This window comes from Caproicibacterium sp. NSD3 (genome assembly GCF_053613275.1).
The window spans coordinates 2233127-2248037 of record NZ_CM132119.1 but is presented as its reverse complement, the minus strand read 5'-3'; the positions used below and the strand labels follow the sequence as shown (position 1 = coordinate 2248037).

General features: G+C 44.8%; 12 protein-coding genes. 3 read left to right on the top strand and 9 right to left on the bottom strand.

Annotated elements, in window-relative coordinates; translation table 11 throughout:
- Positions 1-37: 37 nt before the first annotated feature.
- On the bottom strand, positions 38-1417 hold the full coding sequence (locus ACVS9P_RS10990) for a hemolysin family protein (protein ID WP_452103577.1): 1380 nt from the start codon (positions 1415-1417) through the stop codon (positions 38-40).
- Positions 1418-1753: 336 nt separating this feature from the next.
- On the opposite strand from ACVS9P_RS10990, the gene nifJ reads away from it, so the two are divergent.
- Positions 1754-5308, top strand: a complete 3555-nt coding sequence (gene nifJ / locus ACVS9P_RS10985; RefSeq protein ID WP_452103576.1) for a pyruvate:ferredoxin (flavodoxin) oxidoreductase — start codon at positions 1754-1756, stop codon at positions 5306-5308.
- A gap of 113 nt (positions 5309-5421) precedes the next feature.
- Here the strand turns inward: nifJ and ACVS9P_RS10980 are convergent, their stop codons facing one another.
- Positions 5422-6264 (bottom strand): AraC family transcriptional regulator, encoded by an 843-nt coding sequence (locus ACVS9P_RS10980; protein WP_452103575.1) that lies wholly within the window; start codon positions 6262-6264, stop codon positions 5422-5424.
- A gap of 545 nt (positions 6265-6809) precedes the next feature.
- Here ACVS9P_RS10980 and ACVS9P_RS10975 point away from each other — a divergent pair.
- Together ACVS9P_RS10975 and ACVS9P_RS10970 are read left to right on the top strand one after the other, a co-directional pair.
- Positions 6810-8228 carry a sodium/glutamate symporter gene (locus tag ACVS9P_RS10975; RefSeq protein ID WP_452103574.1) on the top strand — a complete coding sequence of 473 codons (1419 nt, stop codon included), beginning with the start codon at positions 6810-6812 and terminating at the stop codon, positions 8226-8228.
- Positions 8229-8305: 77 nt separating this feature from the next.
- Entirely contained in the window at positions 8306-9445 is a 1140-nt protein-coding gene (locus ACVS9P_RS10970) for an NAD(P)-dependent oxidoreductase (RefSeq protein WP_452103573.1), read from the top strand.
- 108 nt (positions 9446-9553) lie between these two features.
- Here the strand turns inward: ACVS9P_RS10970 and ACVS9P_RS10965 are convergent, their stop codons facing one another.
- Genes ACVS9P_RS10965 through ACVS9P_RS10935 form a run of 7 tightly spaced genes read right to left on the bottom strand, consistent with a single transcriptional unit; the run spans position 9554 to position 14883 of the window.
- The gene (locus ACVS9P_RS10965) at positions 9554-10375 is read right to left on the bottom strand and encodes an AraC family transcriptional regulator (protein WP_452103572.1); all 822 of its coding nucleotides are present in this window, start codon (positions 10373-10375) and stop codon (positions 9554-9556) included.
- 25 nt (positions 10376-10400) lie between these two features.
- Entirely contained in the window at positions 10401-10928 is a 528-nt protein-coding gene (locus ACVS9P_RS10960) for a 2-oxoacid:acceptor oxidoreductase family protein (RefSeq protein ID WP_452103571.1), read from the bottom strand.
- Between the two features lie 4 nt (positions 10929-10932).
- Entirely contained in the window at positions 10933-11748 is an 816-nt protein-coding gene (locus ACVS9P_RS10955; protein WP_452103570.1) for a thiamine pyrophosphate-dependent enzyme, read from the bottom strand.
- Position 11749: 1 nt separating this feature from the next.
- Positions 11750-12892 carry a 2-oxoacid:acceptor oxidoreductase subunit alpha gene (locus ACVS9P_RS10950; protein WP_452103569.1) on the bottom strand — a complete coding sequence of 381 codons (1143 nt, stop codon included), beginning with the start codon at positions 12890-12892 and terminating at the stop codon, positions 11750-11752.
- A 3-nt stretch (positions 12893-12895) separates the two neighbouring features.
- On the bottom strand, positions 12896-13093 hold the full coding sequence (locus tag ACVS9P_RS10945) for a 4Fe-4S dicluster domain-containing protein (protein ID WP_452103568.1): 198 nt from the start codon (positions 13091-13093) through the stop codon (positions 12896-12898).
- 33 nt (positions 13094-13126) lie between these two features.
- Positions 13127-13900: a CoA-transferase subunit beta gene (locus ACVS9P_RS10940; RefSeq protein ID WP_452103567.1), complete on the bottom strand. Its 774-nt coding sequence runs from the start codon at positions 13898-13900 to the stop codon at positions 13127-13129.
- Entirely contained in the window at positions 13897-14883 is a 987-nt protein-coding gene (locus ACVS9P_RS10935; protein ID WP_452103566.1) for a CoA transferase subunit A, read from the bottom strand. Before ACVS9P_RS10935 ends, ACVS9P_RS10940 begins: the two co-directional genes overlap by 4 nt.
- Positions 14884-14911: the final 28 nt, after the last annotated feature.

Genomic DNA, 14911 nt, shown 5'->3' with positions numbered 1-14911 from the left:
AAAAATCCTCACCGAAAAATTTTCCGGTGAGGATTTTTTAACTTTGTTTTTTATTTTGTGATTTTGTGCTGCCCTTTTGGGTGACTTCCTGTGAAAAAACTTTTTTTCGGATACGAATTCGGATGATTCGGCGTTCTTCCACTCGCAGAGCAGTAAAAGTAAGCATTCCATATTTGACACAAGGCTGCTCATCTGGATTGGGGATTCTGCCAAGCAGTTCGACCAAAAGGCCGGCAAGCGTATCATAATCGCCGCGGGGCAGGGTGATGCCGGTGAGGTCTTCCACATCATCGATCGCAATCGAACCGTCAACATTCCAGCAGTTAGGCCCTTCTTCAATGACTTCTTCCTCTTCACGGTCATATTCATCCTGAATATTGCCGACGATGGATTCGAGCAGATCTTCCAGAGAAATCAGTCCTTCGGTTCCGCCGTATTCGTCAACAATTACCGCAATCTGAAAATGGTTTTCCGTCATTTCTTTGAAAAGCTCGCTGCACTTGTTGGTTTCCGGAACAAAATGAGCCAAACGCATCAGCTTTGTCAGTTTCAGCGTTTGATCGACTGGAGCCCCAACGTATTTGAGCAGATCTTTTACATAGATAATGCCAAGAATGTTGTCGAGGTCTTCGTGATAAACAGGAATCCGGGAAAAACCTTCCTGAATTGCAAGATCGACAACGTCCTGAATAGTATCGGTATCTTCCACAGCGGTAATGTCTGTACGGTGTGTCATCACTTCTGCAACGGTACTGTCATCGAAGTCAAAGATGTTGGAGATCATGTCTTTCGCATCTTCTGCAATGACCCCTTTTTCTTCGCCCTGATCGACCATCATTAAAATTTCTTCTTCTGTAACGGTCGATTCTTCATGATTGGGATCTAGCCCACCAATTCGCATCGCAAAATGGGTGCAGCTTGAAATCAGCGAAAACATTGGCTTTAAAAAGATAATAAGACCTTTTAAAAAGCCTGCATATCGATAAGCAGAGGATTCAATACGCTGAGGAGCAAACTTTTTGGGGATTGCTTCTCCGAAAAGCAAAAATAAAAAGACCAAAAGAAGGATCGTCAAAACAAATCCAAGAATAAAAGCGCCATTTTGAGGAAGACCTAGAGAGAACAGTGCATTTCCAATAAATGGTGCAATTCCCCATGAGGCAAGTCCTGCCGCCAGAAATTCGCAGATTCCGATTCCCAAACGTACGGATCCCAAAAACCGTCCGGAATGTTTGGTGAGTTTCGAAATGGTGCCGGCCTGCGGATTCCCTTCTTCAGTGAGCTTTTTGATTTGGCTGTCGGAAAGATTAATGATTCCGATTTCTGCCGTAGTCAAAATTGCAGTCAGCAAAAGAAGTAAAAGCAGTAAAATAATTGTTGTCCATAAAAAATCAGTGGGCCCAGGTTCAGGAGCCATAAAAGTTCATTTCCCCTTTCAGTTAGGAAAGCATAAAATGGTGTTTTTCTGCAATAATCTAAATTATAGATTTTTACTTATTGTATCCTATCAATAGGAGAAATGTCAATGTGCAACTGTTTTGGAGAGAAAAATAAGGGGTTTTATGCCATGAAATTTTAAAAACTAGGCATGTTGCAAAAAAAAGCAGGTGCTTATTGTTAAAATATATACAATCAATAAAAAGCTTCTTTACAGAAGAATAGAAAAATGTTAGAATAAAAACAGTTTTACGTAAAAGAAAGCGGAAATCGAATAAGGTGCTTCTTATGCGTTTATTAAAGGAGGATTTGCCCAATGGATTCCAGAAAAATGAAGACTATGGATGGCAATACGGCGGCGTCGTATGTTTCGTATGCATTTACTGATGTTGCTGCCATCTACCCCATTACTCCGTCTTCACCAATGGCAGATGAAGCGGACAAGAGTGCTGCAGCAGGACAGAAAAACCTGTTCGGACGCAAGGTGAATATTACAGAGATGCAGTCTGAGGGAGGCGCTTCCGGAGCCGTACACGGTTCTTTGGCAGCCGGCGCGCTTACGACCACTTACACTGCTTCTCAAGGTCTGCTCCTGATGATCCCAAATATGTATAAGATCGCTGGAGAACTTCTGCCTGGAGTTATTCATTGCGCGGCTCGTTCTCTTGCAACGCATGCACTTTGTATTTTTGGTGATCATTCCGATATTTATGCATGCCGTCAGACCGGCTTTGCAATGCTTTGCTCCAACAGCCCGCAAGAGGCTATGGATCTGGGCGCAGTTGCACATTTGGCCGCAATTAAAGGGAGTGTGCCGTTCCTGCATTTCTTTGACGGATTCCGTACTTCTCACGAAGTTCAGAAGATTCATTACTGGGATTATAAAGATCTCGGCGATATGCTGGACTGGGATGCAGTTGCAAAGTTCCGCAAGAACGCACTGAATCCGGAACATCCTGTAACCCGCGGAACTGCTCAGAATGACGATATTTTCTTCCAGGCAAGCGAGGCATCTAATTCCTATTATGATGCGCTGCCCGCAGTTGTCGAGAATTATATGAATCAGGTCAACGCGAAGATCGGTACCGATTATAAACCGTTCAACTATTATGGCGCTCCCGATGCAGAGCAGGTGATTATCGCCATGGGTTCTGTTTGCGAATGCGCAGAAGAAGTGGTTGATTATTTGAATGCTGCCGGCGAAAAAGTTGGCCTTGTTAAGGTTCACCTCTATCGCCCGTTTGTACCGGAATATCTGACAAAAGTTCTGCCCAAGACGGTAAAGAAAATTTCTGTTCTTGACCGTACCCGTGAGCCCGGTTCCATTGGTGAGCCGCTGTATCTGGATGTTTTGGCCGGCCTTTCCGGCACTGAGTTCGGCTGCGTGCCGATTTATACCGGACGCTATGGCCTTGGTTCCAAGGATACGACCCCGGGAGATATTGTTGCTGTCTATCGCAATATGCAGAGCGAGACTCCTAAGAAACGCTTTACGATCAGCATCGTGGATGATGTCACGAACCTTTCTCTGCCGGTTAAGGAAAACCCGGATACCACTCCGAAGGGCACCCATTCCTGCAAATTCTGGGGACTCGGCGCAGACGGTACTGTCGGTGCGAACAAAAACTCCATTAAGATTATTGGTGACCATACCGATATGTACGCTCAGGGCTATTTTGCCTACGATTCCAAGAAATCCGGTGGATTGACTGTTTCTCATCTGCGTTTTGGCGATCGTCCAATCAAATCCACCTATTATATCAGCAAGGCCGATTTTGTTGCCTGCCATAAGTCCAGCTATGTGACCGACTACGATATGGTTGAGGACTTGAAAGACGGCGGAAACTTCCTGCTAAACTGCCAGTGGAGTGATGAAGAGCTGGACAAGGAGTTGCCCGGTAAGATGAAGAAATTCATTGCTGATCACAACATTAACTTCTACACCATCAACGGCGTAAAGCTTGGCAAGGAAATTGGACTCGGCAATCGGATCAATACCATTCTCCAGTCCGCTTTCTTCAGCATCGCAGAAATTATTCCGGCAGAAAAAGCCACTGAATATATGAAGGCCGCTGCAGAGCATAGCTATGCGAAGAAAGGCCAAAAGATTGTTGATATGAACTTTGCGGCAATTGATCGTGGCGCAAAAGAATATCATAAGGTAAATGTGCCGGAATCCTGGAAGAATTGCACCGATGACCAGAAGGTCTCTGTTGCAACCGAGGGAAATCCTGACACTGTAAATTATGTAAACAACGTGTTGAAGCCGATCAACCGCTATCAGGGAAATAAGCTGCCGGTTTCTGCCTTTAAAGATATGGCGGACGGCACAGCTCCTGCAGGTTCTTCTGCTTATGAGAAGCGCGGAATTGCTGTAGATGTTCCGGAGTGGAATCCTGATAACTGTATTCAGTGTAATTTCTGCTCTTACGTTTGCCCGCATGCCTGCATTCGCCCAGCTGCAATGACTGAAGCAGAAGCAAAGGCAGCACCTGCCTCTCAGAAGACAAAAGATATGACCGGTATGCCCGGCATGAAGTTTGCTGTGACAATTTCTGCTTATGACTGCACCGGCTGCGGTTCCTGCGTAAATGTTTGCCCAGGAATGAAGGGCAATAAAGCACTCGCAATGAAGTCGATGGAGACACAGGCTGTTTCTCAGGAAGGCTTTGACTATGGCGTAAAATTGCCGGAGAAACCGGAAGTGATTGCGAAGTTTAAGGAGACTACCGTTAAGGGCAGCCAGTTTAAACAGCCGCTTCTTGAGTTCTCTGGTGCATGCGCAGGCTGCGGCGAGACTCCTTATGCAAAACTTGCGACCCAGCTTTTCGGCGATCGTATGTATATTGCGAATGCTACCGGTTGCTCCTCCATTTGGGGCGGCAGTGAGCCTTCAACACCGTATACCCGCAATCAGCGCGGATTTGGCCCGGCATGGGCAAACTCCCTCTTTGAAGATAACGCGGAATATGGCATGGGCATGGCACTTGGTCAGGCTGCAATTCGTGACCGTCTTATGGACGAAATCAAGGAACTTGCAAAAGATGAGCGTGCTTCCGAGTCCTTTAAAAAGGCTTGCAGTGATTATTTTGATACCGAAAAAGACAGTGGTGCAAACCGTGCTGCAACTGATAAGCTGATTCCGGAACTGGAAAAAGCGGCTGCAGAAGGCTGCCCGACTTCCAAGGGAATTCTGGAAGAAAAAGAATTCCTCTCCAAGAAATCTACATGGATCTTCGGCGGCGACGGTTGGTGCTATGATATCGGCTTCGGCGGAGTTGACCATGTTTTGGCTTCTGGAGAAGACGTCAACATTCTCGTCTTTGATACCGAAGTTTATTCCAATACCGGCGGACAGGCATCCAAGGCAACCCCGATCGGCGCAGTTGCCCAGTTTGCGGCTACCGGAAAGTCAACCAAGAAAAAGGATATGGCTGCGATTGCAATGAGCTATGGCTATGTCTATGTGGCACAGGTTGCAATGGGCGCTAATATGAATCAGTGTGTCAAAGCGTTCCAGGAGGCTGAGAGCTATCATGGACCGTCCATCATCATCGCTTATGCTCCTTGTATCAATCATGGCATCAAGGGCGGCATGAGTATTGTACAGACCGAGGAAAAGAAGGCTGTAGATGCCGGATATTGGAATCTGCTCCGTTATGATCCGCGCCTTGTAGCGATTGGAAAGAACCCGATGCAGCTTGACTCTAAAGAGCCAACTGCAAGCTATCATGACTTTATCATGGGCGAAGTTCGTTACAATTCTTTGACCCGTGCATTCCCGGATCGTGCAAAGATGCTCTTTGAGAAAGCAGAAGAGGGTGCTAAAGATCATTACGATCAACTGGAAAAACTCGCGAATATGAAATAATTTTCTGAGAAGAAAATGAAAAGGGTCCCGCCTAGATGGCTGGGATCCTTTTTTATCGCTATTTTTAAAATCTTTATTTTAAAGTAGTTAGGGAGAAAGTTTTCAGCACAAATTCAGGCTGAAAGACTTTCCCCTTTTTTATTTTGATCACTGAGCAAATATCCTTTGGCATAACGCTTAGGAGAAGTTCCGGTCAGTTTTTTGAAAGTGCGGATAAAATGCTCATTGTTGCGAAATCCAACGGTTTCACCAGTCTCCTGCACGCGCATTCCATTGCGTAAAAGTTCCCGGGCACGCAAAATTCGGCAATGAATGACATACTCCATAACGCCAAATCCGGTTGCGGGCTTAAAAATATGGCAGAGATAGTATTTACTCAGGAAAAAATGTGAAGCAATGGAATCAACGGTTAATGATTCCGATAAATGTGCTCGAATATACTCCAGAATTGGTGCAACCTTTTCCAAATCGTGATTGATTTCTGTTGCCTTCAAATCTGCTGTAGTAAAATAACAGAATGTTTTATGTAGAAACGTTAAGAGAGTCAGCAGCTGCTGCATATCTTCCCCAAAGTTCCCACTGGTGCAGGGAGTCTGAAGCTGATTATAAAGCTTTTCGAGTTCGACGGTTTCTTCTTCCGTCAGAGTCACTTGAATTTTTGACCGTTCGGCGCAAGCAGCGAGGTTTGTATGCGGAGTGGAGAGAGACTGCAGCAGACTTGGCGCAATATGAAGAACTCTGCTGCGGTAGGCTTCGTTTGCGACGCTTCGGTGCAAAATAGAAGCACCAAAAAGAAACAACTGTCCTCGGTGGAGCGGATAAATTTCCGGTTCCAAAAAGAAAAGCCCTTCACCAGAAGTGCACATCATGATTTCGACATCTTCGTGAAAGTGCGGCCGATCCATGGAATAAGTATCATTTCGACTAGAATGGATTTCATATTTGTAGCGAATCATAAAAAAGATCTCCTTCCCAAAATGAAAGTTTTTGTTTGATTTTTTCATTGAAAACGATAAAAATTGCGGAGCAAGATATGCAAGTTTTATAGCAAACAAATGAGTTAGCAAGAGAAAAGAGACATTTATTGTGCTGTTTTTGTAGCTTTTTGCTGGTATTAAGGGATTAAAGGAATATTATGAAACGGTTTTATTCCAAAACAGAACTAACAAACAAAAAAAGGGGAAAAAAGGAAAGAAATCCAAAGTGATTTTATCTAAAAATGAATGATGTTTTGCTGTAAATTTTATTTGTTCCCTTATCATATGGGGAAAAAAGTAAAAAATAATTCTAAAAAAGAAAATATACTGTTAAATAGCAAGATATATCACTTTTATGCAAATACAGTGCAGGAAATTGCGGAAATTGAATGATATGATAGTGCATGAAAAAGGGAGAGAACAAAAAAATTTTTGGCAAGTTTGCCGATACCTTTTTCTCTCTTAAAAGGGAGCAAGTCCGGAATTGCAAAAGTTGTTTTTTAAAATTTGATGGGAGGCGTTTGATGATGACCCTTTGGACGGTCTTGACCGATGTCAGTATGATGGGCGGTTTGTTGCTGTTGGGAGAACTGCTGCGTGCAAGATTAAAAATCTTTCAAAAACTATTGATTCCGCCGGCATTGATAGCCGGGATCTTCGCTTTAGCGCTTGGCCCAAATGGCTGGGGAATCCTTCCGTTTTCCAAGAGCCTTGGTACATATGCAAGCGTTTTAATTGTTTTGGTATTTGCTGCAATGCCGATCGGAGATAGACCGAGCAAAGAGGCAAAATCCGGACCGGCAATCGGCGGAATGTTCTTTAACATTACCGGTATTGCGGTTTTGCAGTATGCAGTTGGCATGTTCCTAACAGTTTATGTGCTGGATCTGTTCTTCAAAAATCTGAATCCTGGGTTTGGATTAATGATGGCAACCGGATTCTATGGCGGCCATGGAACAGCAGCTGCCGTTGGTCAGGCATATGCAGACCTGGGTTGGGATGAAGCTTCTGCATTGGGTTATACGACCGCGACGGTCGGCTTAGTCGGTGGTATTATTTCCGGTGTGGCAATCATTAACTGGGGCGCCCGCAAGGGATATACCCATTATGTAACTTCACCGAAGGATCTTCCTTTATCCATGAAAACGGGATTGATACAGCCGATCGACCAAAAGGTTAGTACAAAGGCGAGCATTTCTACGATCTGCATGGACCCAATGGCATTTCATCTTGGATTAGTCTTGGTTCCTTCTCTTTTGGGTTATTTTCTTTCGGAAGCGTTAGTACCCGTAATCGGAGTCGAAATCCCAGCTTTCTGCACAGCACTTCTTTTTGGATTTATTGTCAATGCCATTATGAATAAAACGGGTAGTTATAAATATATTGACCGGGGAAGCATCAGCCGGATCAGCGGTACTTCTACTGATTTCCTGATGGTTTCCGGTATTGGTTCTTTACAGCTTGGAATTGTTGTCAAATATGCAGTTCCGCTGCTTGTGGTTTGTGCGGCAGGATTCCTGACAAACTGGTTCTGGTTCCATTTTGTCGGCAAACATTCTTCTCCGAAGGATTGGTTCGAACGCAACATGATGGTTTGGGGGCATGCGACTGGCGTAGCTGCAACAGGCGTTATGCTTCAGCGTATTTGTGATCCGGAACTAAAATCCAGAGGAATTGAAGACTCTGGCATTTCAGATCTGATCAATCGTCCAATTGTTGTTGCATTGCAGGTAATTCCTCCAGTTTTGATGACTTCGATGGTAGCTGCAGGCCCTCATATTGTCACATGGGTATGCTTTGGAGTCGTTTTGCTTATGGGAATTATAGCGTATGCCTGCAAATGGTGGACTCCAAAGTCAAAAGTACAAACCTATTCGCAAGCTGATGTTGGTAAGGTAGAAGAAATGCCGATCAGCAGAAATGACCAAGGTAAAGCAGCTTAAAATTAAATGAGCTTGATGATTAGTAAATTGAAGATTGGAAGCGCGTCCTTAAATTTATTATAAGGAGGATGAGAATCATGAAACCATATGATATCATTCATTTTGAGGCGCTTGGCGAAGAAGCAAGACATTTGGAAGAAGAGACGACAAAAGCACAGCAGGCACATAAACTTCCGGCAAATCTGCATTATTTGATTACACCGGAAAATGTACAGGACTTTTTAGCGGCGCATCCTGATCTAGAGTTGCCTGATATCATCAGCACAAAAACACATTCTGTTTTACCAAAGGGATATCTGGATGGCAAGAAGAAGAGCATCATTACCCGCAGTGCCGGATATGATCATTATGAGGCATTTGCGGATCGTGCCAACATTACATCTTTGCGTGAATACTGTGTCAATGCGGTGGCACAGACGGCAATTAAGTTCTTATATGCAACAGCCGGGCTGCTCAACGATTATACCGTCTGTACCAGAACCTTTGAACGGAACCGGGAGCCTTCTTTTGAAGAGTTGGCAGGAAACCGTGTTGCAACAGTCTTTGGTGTTGGGAAGATCGGCAAACGGATTTACGACCTTGTTGCGGCAAATGGCTTGACTGCGCAGGCGGTCGATATTCGCGAAGGTCAGTTGGATGAATTTTATCACCATGGGGTAAATTTTGTAACAAAAGAGCAGGCAATCGCAAATAGCGATATTATTATCAATGCCATGAACTTGACAAGGCTTTCTTACAGTCCGTTTTATAATGTCAATTATTTTTCAAGAAAATATCTGCAAAAAGCAAAGCCCGGTCTGATTTTCATCAATGTGACAAGGGGCGAAATTGCACCGGAATCACAGTTGTTGGAACTCTATGACGAGGGAATTATTAAAGGAATTGGTTTGGACGTTTTTACCGATGAAGAAGCTTTTTCAAAGAGCCTAAATCATGTGGCAGAGACCGATAATCCAAACTGTTTGGCTGCTACAGAATTTGTAAAGCGTTCGTTAGAACGCTCGGACAATATTTATGTGCAGCCTCATCAAGCTTTCAACTCCGATCTGGCCGTAGCCGCGAAAGCGCGCGATACCATTCAGCATTTGGTTGCATGGTATGAGAATGGAAAAAAGTGTTTTGACGAACAACTTCCGTACTATCCATCCGGTTCTGGAAAAACACATACGATTCCGTTCCCGGCGCCTCAGCGTGAAAACGAGACGGCCGCTTCCTGAATTCTAATATCTCATTTTTCTCCCTGTTGTTTCGAATTGCACCTTCGAAACAAAAAGAAAGGGCTTCGAAAAGAAAAAATTCTTTTCGAAGCCCTTTTTGCAATTAGTTTAAAGAATATTTGGAGAAGATTCCACGAGAACCTGCTTTTCAAAGTCGCTGGGACACATTCCCATTCGCTTTTTGAAGGTACGGATAAAATGAGTATCATTTTGAAAGCCCACAGCTTTGCTGATATTTTGAATTTTCATCCCTTGACGAAGAAGAACGCAGGCACGCCGAATCCGATAGGTAATGATATAATCCCCAATGGAAAAACCAGTGGATTTTCGAAACTGCTGACTGAGTCTGGATTTACTGATATAAAATTCTTTTGAAAGGGTCTCCAGAGAAATAGGGCAGGAATAATTTGCATGAATGTACTGTAGAACTTTATCAACGCGCGGATCTGATTTTGGCAGTGGAGGAGGAAGCGGCTCCTCCTGCGCAATTATTTTTGCGAGCATGAGGAGAAATCTGCGAAAGGAGAGTGCACGTTCTATGTCGTCGCCGAAATCATCCGAATCGGGTTTAATCAGGTTGCAGAGAATCCCCAGCAGATTCGCAAGCGCGTCATCATGTACTCGCAGGACCAGCGGCGCATTTTCAAAAAGAGCCGAAAGATTGGTGTGGGGAGTAGACATTTCTTCTAAAATTCGGCGTGGAAAATGAATTGCATAGCGTGCATAAGATTTGTTTCCCGTGCAAAAACAGCGGTGAATTACATATTCGTGGAGAATAAAAATGGTGCCAAAGCAAAGTTGATAGCCATTTTCCTGCACAAAAAAAGTTCCTTCATTGCTGAGTGGAATCAGAATCTCATAAGTTTCGTGAAAATGTGCATGCGGATTTTTGTCACGCTCATATTTGGAGATTTGAAATTCATTTTCCACAAAGACCCCTCGCTTTCGGGAAAGATTATAATTCGAATCCTTTTTCCAGCGCTTTGCTGTTCATTGCGATGACTTTTTCTTTTCCCGAGAATCGAAAGGCGATCGCAGAAAGAATATTTTCTTTTGTCAGAAGTCCGGTATGCTTCATCATAACACCCAGCGCGATTGTATTTGCAGCCTGAATATTGCCGAGTTCAAGGCCCATCGAGCGAAACGGATAGCCGATGTACTGCCCTTTGGAAGAATCTGCTTTTTTAACTTCATCGGTATCATATACAATCAGCGTATCATCGCGGAATAAGGGAAGGTACTTATCGTAGGCGACCTGTGCGAGACATAAAATTAAATCCGGTATTTCTACATTGGGGTAGCCAATCTGCCTATCACTGACGATCACGTCTGTTTTAGTGAAGGTCCCTCTTGTTTCGGAACCATAAGAAGCGGTCATTGTGGCGTTCAGTCCTTCAAAAATAGAAGCTGCTTGACCGATGATTTCACCAGTGGAGATCAAACCCTGACCACCGACGCCGCTTAAAACAATTTCTTTTTTCATTATTTTACGCCTCCTCTCTCTCTTCTTCAATGATTTTATGATATTTTGTATAGTAATCTTCGCGTTCTTTGTTGACAAGGCATCCAACAATGATTTTGCTGCTGAGCTCTTCTTCCGTCATATGGGAAGCTTGCTCTGGAGTGACACTCTGTTCATTCATCAGCTTCATCATGCGGGCAGCTTCTCCTTGCTTATTGTAGCGGCCGTAGTGCGTGGGGCAGGCTACCATAATTTCAATCAGAGAGAATCCTTTATGTTCAATCCCATCTTTAATCAGCTTGCGCATCTGTACCGGATTGTAAGAGGTGGCGCGGGCAACATAGGTTCCACCTGCTGCGGCAGCCAGTTTGCAAATATCCATTGGGGGTTCAATGTGTCCGTAAGGGGAAGTCGAGGTGATACTTCCAGTCGGCGTTGTGGCAGAATACTGACCGCCGGTTTGCCCATAATTGTAGTTGTTTGCAATGATGGCCGTCAGATTGATATTGCGGCGGGCACAGTGAATCAGATGATTTCCGCCGATGGTTACGCCGTCACCGTCTCCCATCGTGACAAGTACATGGAGATTTGGATTCGCAAGCGCAATTCCGGTAGCTGCCGGGAGCGCGCGGCCGTGGGTGACATGCATGCAGTTGAGATCAAGGTAATCATCAACTCTGCCAAAGCACCCAATGCCGCTGACCAGCGCAATATCATGCTTATCATATCCGGTAGAAGCAAGTACCGCGGCAATAGATTGCAGTGCAATTCCTTCTCCGCAGCCGGCGCACCAAGTTTGGGGAAGCTTATTAAAAAGCATATAATCTTTATAAGTAGCCATTTTATTTAGCCTCCAATCCATCAATGATTTGCTGTGGCGTGATCAAAATTCCATCATTTCGGTTGACCTGTATGACCCTGCAGCCGTAATCGTTAAATTTACGGATTTCATTTGCAAGCTGTCCCATGTTCATTTCCGGAATGATAACTCTATGTACGGAAGAGAGAACGGAGCGGATTTTCTTTTCCGCCATGGGCCAGATCGTAACCAGCTGCAGAAGACCCGCTTTTATTCCTTTTTGGCGCAGACGATCAACAGCAGTCATGGCGCTGCGTACACAGCATCCGAAGGTAATAATGACTTCGTCGGCGTCCTCCAGATGATATGCTCGGGTTATTGCAATATTATCGGCGTTCTTTTCGATTTTGTTTGTCAGATAATTGGTCACACGGCTAATGTTATCCGGCGTCGGACAAAAAGCACCTTTTTCGTCGTGTGTGGAACCAGTCGTGCGCATCAGAAATTTTTTATCGCCGATAAAAGGCATCGGTGCGGGCATGTTCCCGGAAAAATCGTAGGGGTGAAAATCTTCGGGCTTTGTAGTAGAATCCGGCTGCCGGCGGTTGATGATCTCGGAAGGATCCGGCTGCCGAATAATAACGGTTTCGCGCAAATGACCGATTACTTCATCAGCAAGGAAAACGACAGGAGTTCGATATTTTTCAGAGAGATTAAATGCGGTAATGGAAAGGTCAAAACAATCCTGCGCAGAAGAAGGACTCAAAGCGATAATTCCATGATCGCCATGCGTTCCCCAGCGCGCCTGCATGAGATCTCCCTGGGCGGGTTTTGTTGCGGCACCGGTGGAAGGACCACAGCGCTGAACATCATAGATAACGGCCGGAATCTCAGACATCACTCCAAGCCCCAAGTTTTCCTGCATTAAAGAGAAGCCGGGACCACTGGTTGCGGTAAATGATTTTTTACCAGCGAGAGAAGCACCAAGCAGGGCTGCCATAGAGCTAAGTTCGTCTTCCATTTGAACATACATTCCGCCGTGTTTTGGCAGCTCTTTGGAAGCGGTTTCGGCAATTTCAGAGCTGGGAGAGATTGGATAGCCTGCATAAAAACGAGCGCCGGCAGCGATGGCGCCTTCTACCATGGCGACATTGCCTTCGATAAATTTTTTAACGGTTTTTCGCATGGCTTATTTTACCTCCACTTCAATAGCAAAATCAGGGCACCGCATCTGGCATAGTGCACATCCAATGCAGTCTTCCAAATTTGTGACGACCGGAGGACAGCCGATCTCTTGCGTTAAAACCTTCTTTGGGCACAGCGCGGAACAAATTCCACATTGCTTGCAAAGTTTTTCGTTAATAAAAATGCTGATTTCTTTTTTCATAGGAATTCCTCCATATCTGATTACAGTTTATGGTTAAAGATAAAGATGATCCGGATCGATCTTTTTACGCAGAAAACGAACGGTATCCTCATCTGGTTCCGGAAGAACTTTTGCTTGGGACAGATCCATTGAGAATCCGGTGTTTTCCGCAATTTCTTCCGGAGAGGTAAAAGGATAATAGCCCCAGAGATACATCTTTTTTGTTTTTGCATCAAACTTCATAACACCGAGATTAGAAACAACCACTTGCGGTCCGCGGTCTGTAGGAAGTCCGCATTTTTTGCGCCCATCGGGGCCGTCAAGCCATCCGGGACTTGTGATATAGGGCATTTCGTTTACAAAACGCCGCTTTTCGTGCGGCATGACGATTACGGTATTGACAAAAGAGGCAATTCCGTTTGCACCTCCGGAGCCCGGAAAACGAACTTTCGGGTGATGGTAGTCTCCGATGGAAGTCGCGGAAACGTTGCCGTAAATATCGACGGCCGCACCTCCGATAAAACCGATAAGGTGGTCATTGTGGTTTAAAAGTGCATTTGCCTGATAACCAAGATAACGAATCGGCGGACATGCTACGGCGCAGTGTGCCATTGAACGGTTATCGCTGACGCTGCGGGGAATTTCTTTTGGATTGAAATCCATCAGCCCACTTTCAACAATTAAACGGCAGGTTGGCTGGAGGCGCTTTTTGGCAAGGATTGCTCCTACCAGAGGCAGCCCCGTACCAACGATTACGACCTGATCTTTTTTGATGAGGAGAGCAATCGTATAAGCCTGCATCTCACCATGGGTATAAGATTCACTCATTTGCTCTCCTCCTCTGCAATAGTCTCATCAGAAACATGAAATCCGTATCCGGGAACATTCTTTAAACTAAGCAGCCGGTTAACACCAAGCTTTTCCAAATATTCAGCATGATTTTTGACCCCATAGACCCACTCTTTTAAAAACTGCTGAAATGCTTCATCAGATTTTCCTGCACGATCATATTCAAGATAAAATTCCTGATCGTAATCGTAGTAGCCGTAAACCTGAGAGGGATGCCCTCCATAAGGAAGATGAACGACTGCACTTATGGTAATACCGGGAATGGTGTTTTTTTCTGGTTCGCGGCGAATCCATTCGTTTGAGACTAGTTCTTCACAAGTAACAATCGTGTTTTTCGCGGCAAATGCCAAATCAACATCTTGAAAAGGATCGCTCAAGAGGCGGCAGGTACCGTCTGGAGAAGCAATCTGTGCGTGAATAATTGAGGTATCCAGCCGAGGAACCGGCAGTAGAAGTAGTTTTTCTTCCGGATGAAAAGGATTTTGCTGAATCAAAAATTTCTGATTCGGTAGTTTATCAATTTTTTCCCGCTCTTTTTCGGAAAGCCCCCATTCTTTTTCCATGCCGGAACCAAGCATCATGCGCACAGGAACGTAGGGCAGACCCATAGCCGCTGCATGAAACATAGTCATCTGCGCATCTTGAGAGTAATCTTCGAAAAGAATGGATCCTTCTTGAATTGCTGCGCGAAATCGACGGCTCACATTGGAAAAACGAGGATTTGCGGTATAACAGTTTATGTAAGCTTTTACTCTTCCGGCGCCGATCAACAGATCCCAGTCACTGCCGGCAGGACCGCCTTCGCCGATCAGATCGGTCTGCCCCTGCCGCAAAATTTCACAAACAGCCGCAAGGGGTTTTCGGCCGGTCGTAAAACCGCCAAATGCCATATGGTCGCCGGAATGTACATAGGTAGAAACAGCCTCAAAAAGAGAACAAACTTTATTATTACTACTGTACAAAAACATCACATCTTTTCGAAATAATTTA

Excerpts from the sequence above, each read along its gene's own strand:
- ACVS9P_RS10990 (WP_452103577.1), bottom strand. The coding sequence starts at position 1,417 with ATGGCTCCTGAACCTGGGCCCACTGATTTTTTATGGACAACAATTATT.
- nifJ (WP_452103576.1), top strand. The coding sequence starts at position 1,754 with ATGGATTCCAGAAAAATGAAGACTATGGATGGCAATACGGCGGCGTCG.
- ACVS9P_RS10980 (WP_452103575.1), bottom strand. The coding sequence starts at position 6,264 with ATGATTCGCTACAAATATGAAATCCATTCTAGTCGAAATGATACTTAT.
- ACVS9P_RS10975 (WP_452103574.1), top strand. The coding sequence starts at position 6,810 with ATGATGACCCTTTGGACGGTCTTGACCGATGTCAGTATGATGGGCGGT.
- ACVS9P_RS10970 (WP_452103573.1), top strand. The coding sequence starts at position 8,306 with ATGAAACCATATGATATCATTCATTTTGAGGCGCTTGGCGAAGAAGCA.
- ACVS9P_RS10960 (WP_452103571.1), bottom strand. The coding sequence starts at position 10,928 with ATGAAAAAAGAAATTGTTTTAAGCGGCGTCGGTGGTCAGGGTTTGATC.
- ACVS9P_RS10955 (WP_452103570.1), bottom strand. The coding sequence starts at position 11,748 with ATGGCTACTTATAAAGATTATATGCTTTTTAATAAGCTTCCCCAAACT.
- ACVS9P_RS10950 (WP_452103569.1), bottom strand. The coding sequence starts at position 12,892 with ATGCGAAAAACCGTTAAAAAATTTATCGAAGGCAATGTCGCCATGGTA.
- ACVS9P_RS10945 (WP_452103568.1), bottom strand. The coding sequence starts at position 13,093 with ATGAAAAAAGAAATCAGCATTTTTATTAACGAAAAACTTTGCAAGCAA.
- ACVS9P_RS10940 (WP_452103567.1), bottom strand. The coding sequence starts at position 13,900 with ATGAGTGAATCTTATACCCATGGTGAGATGCAGGCTTATACGATTGCT.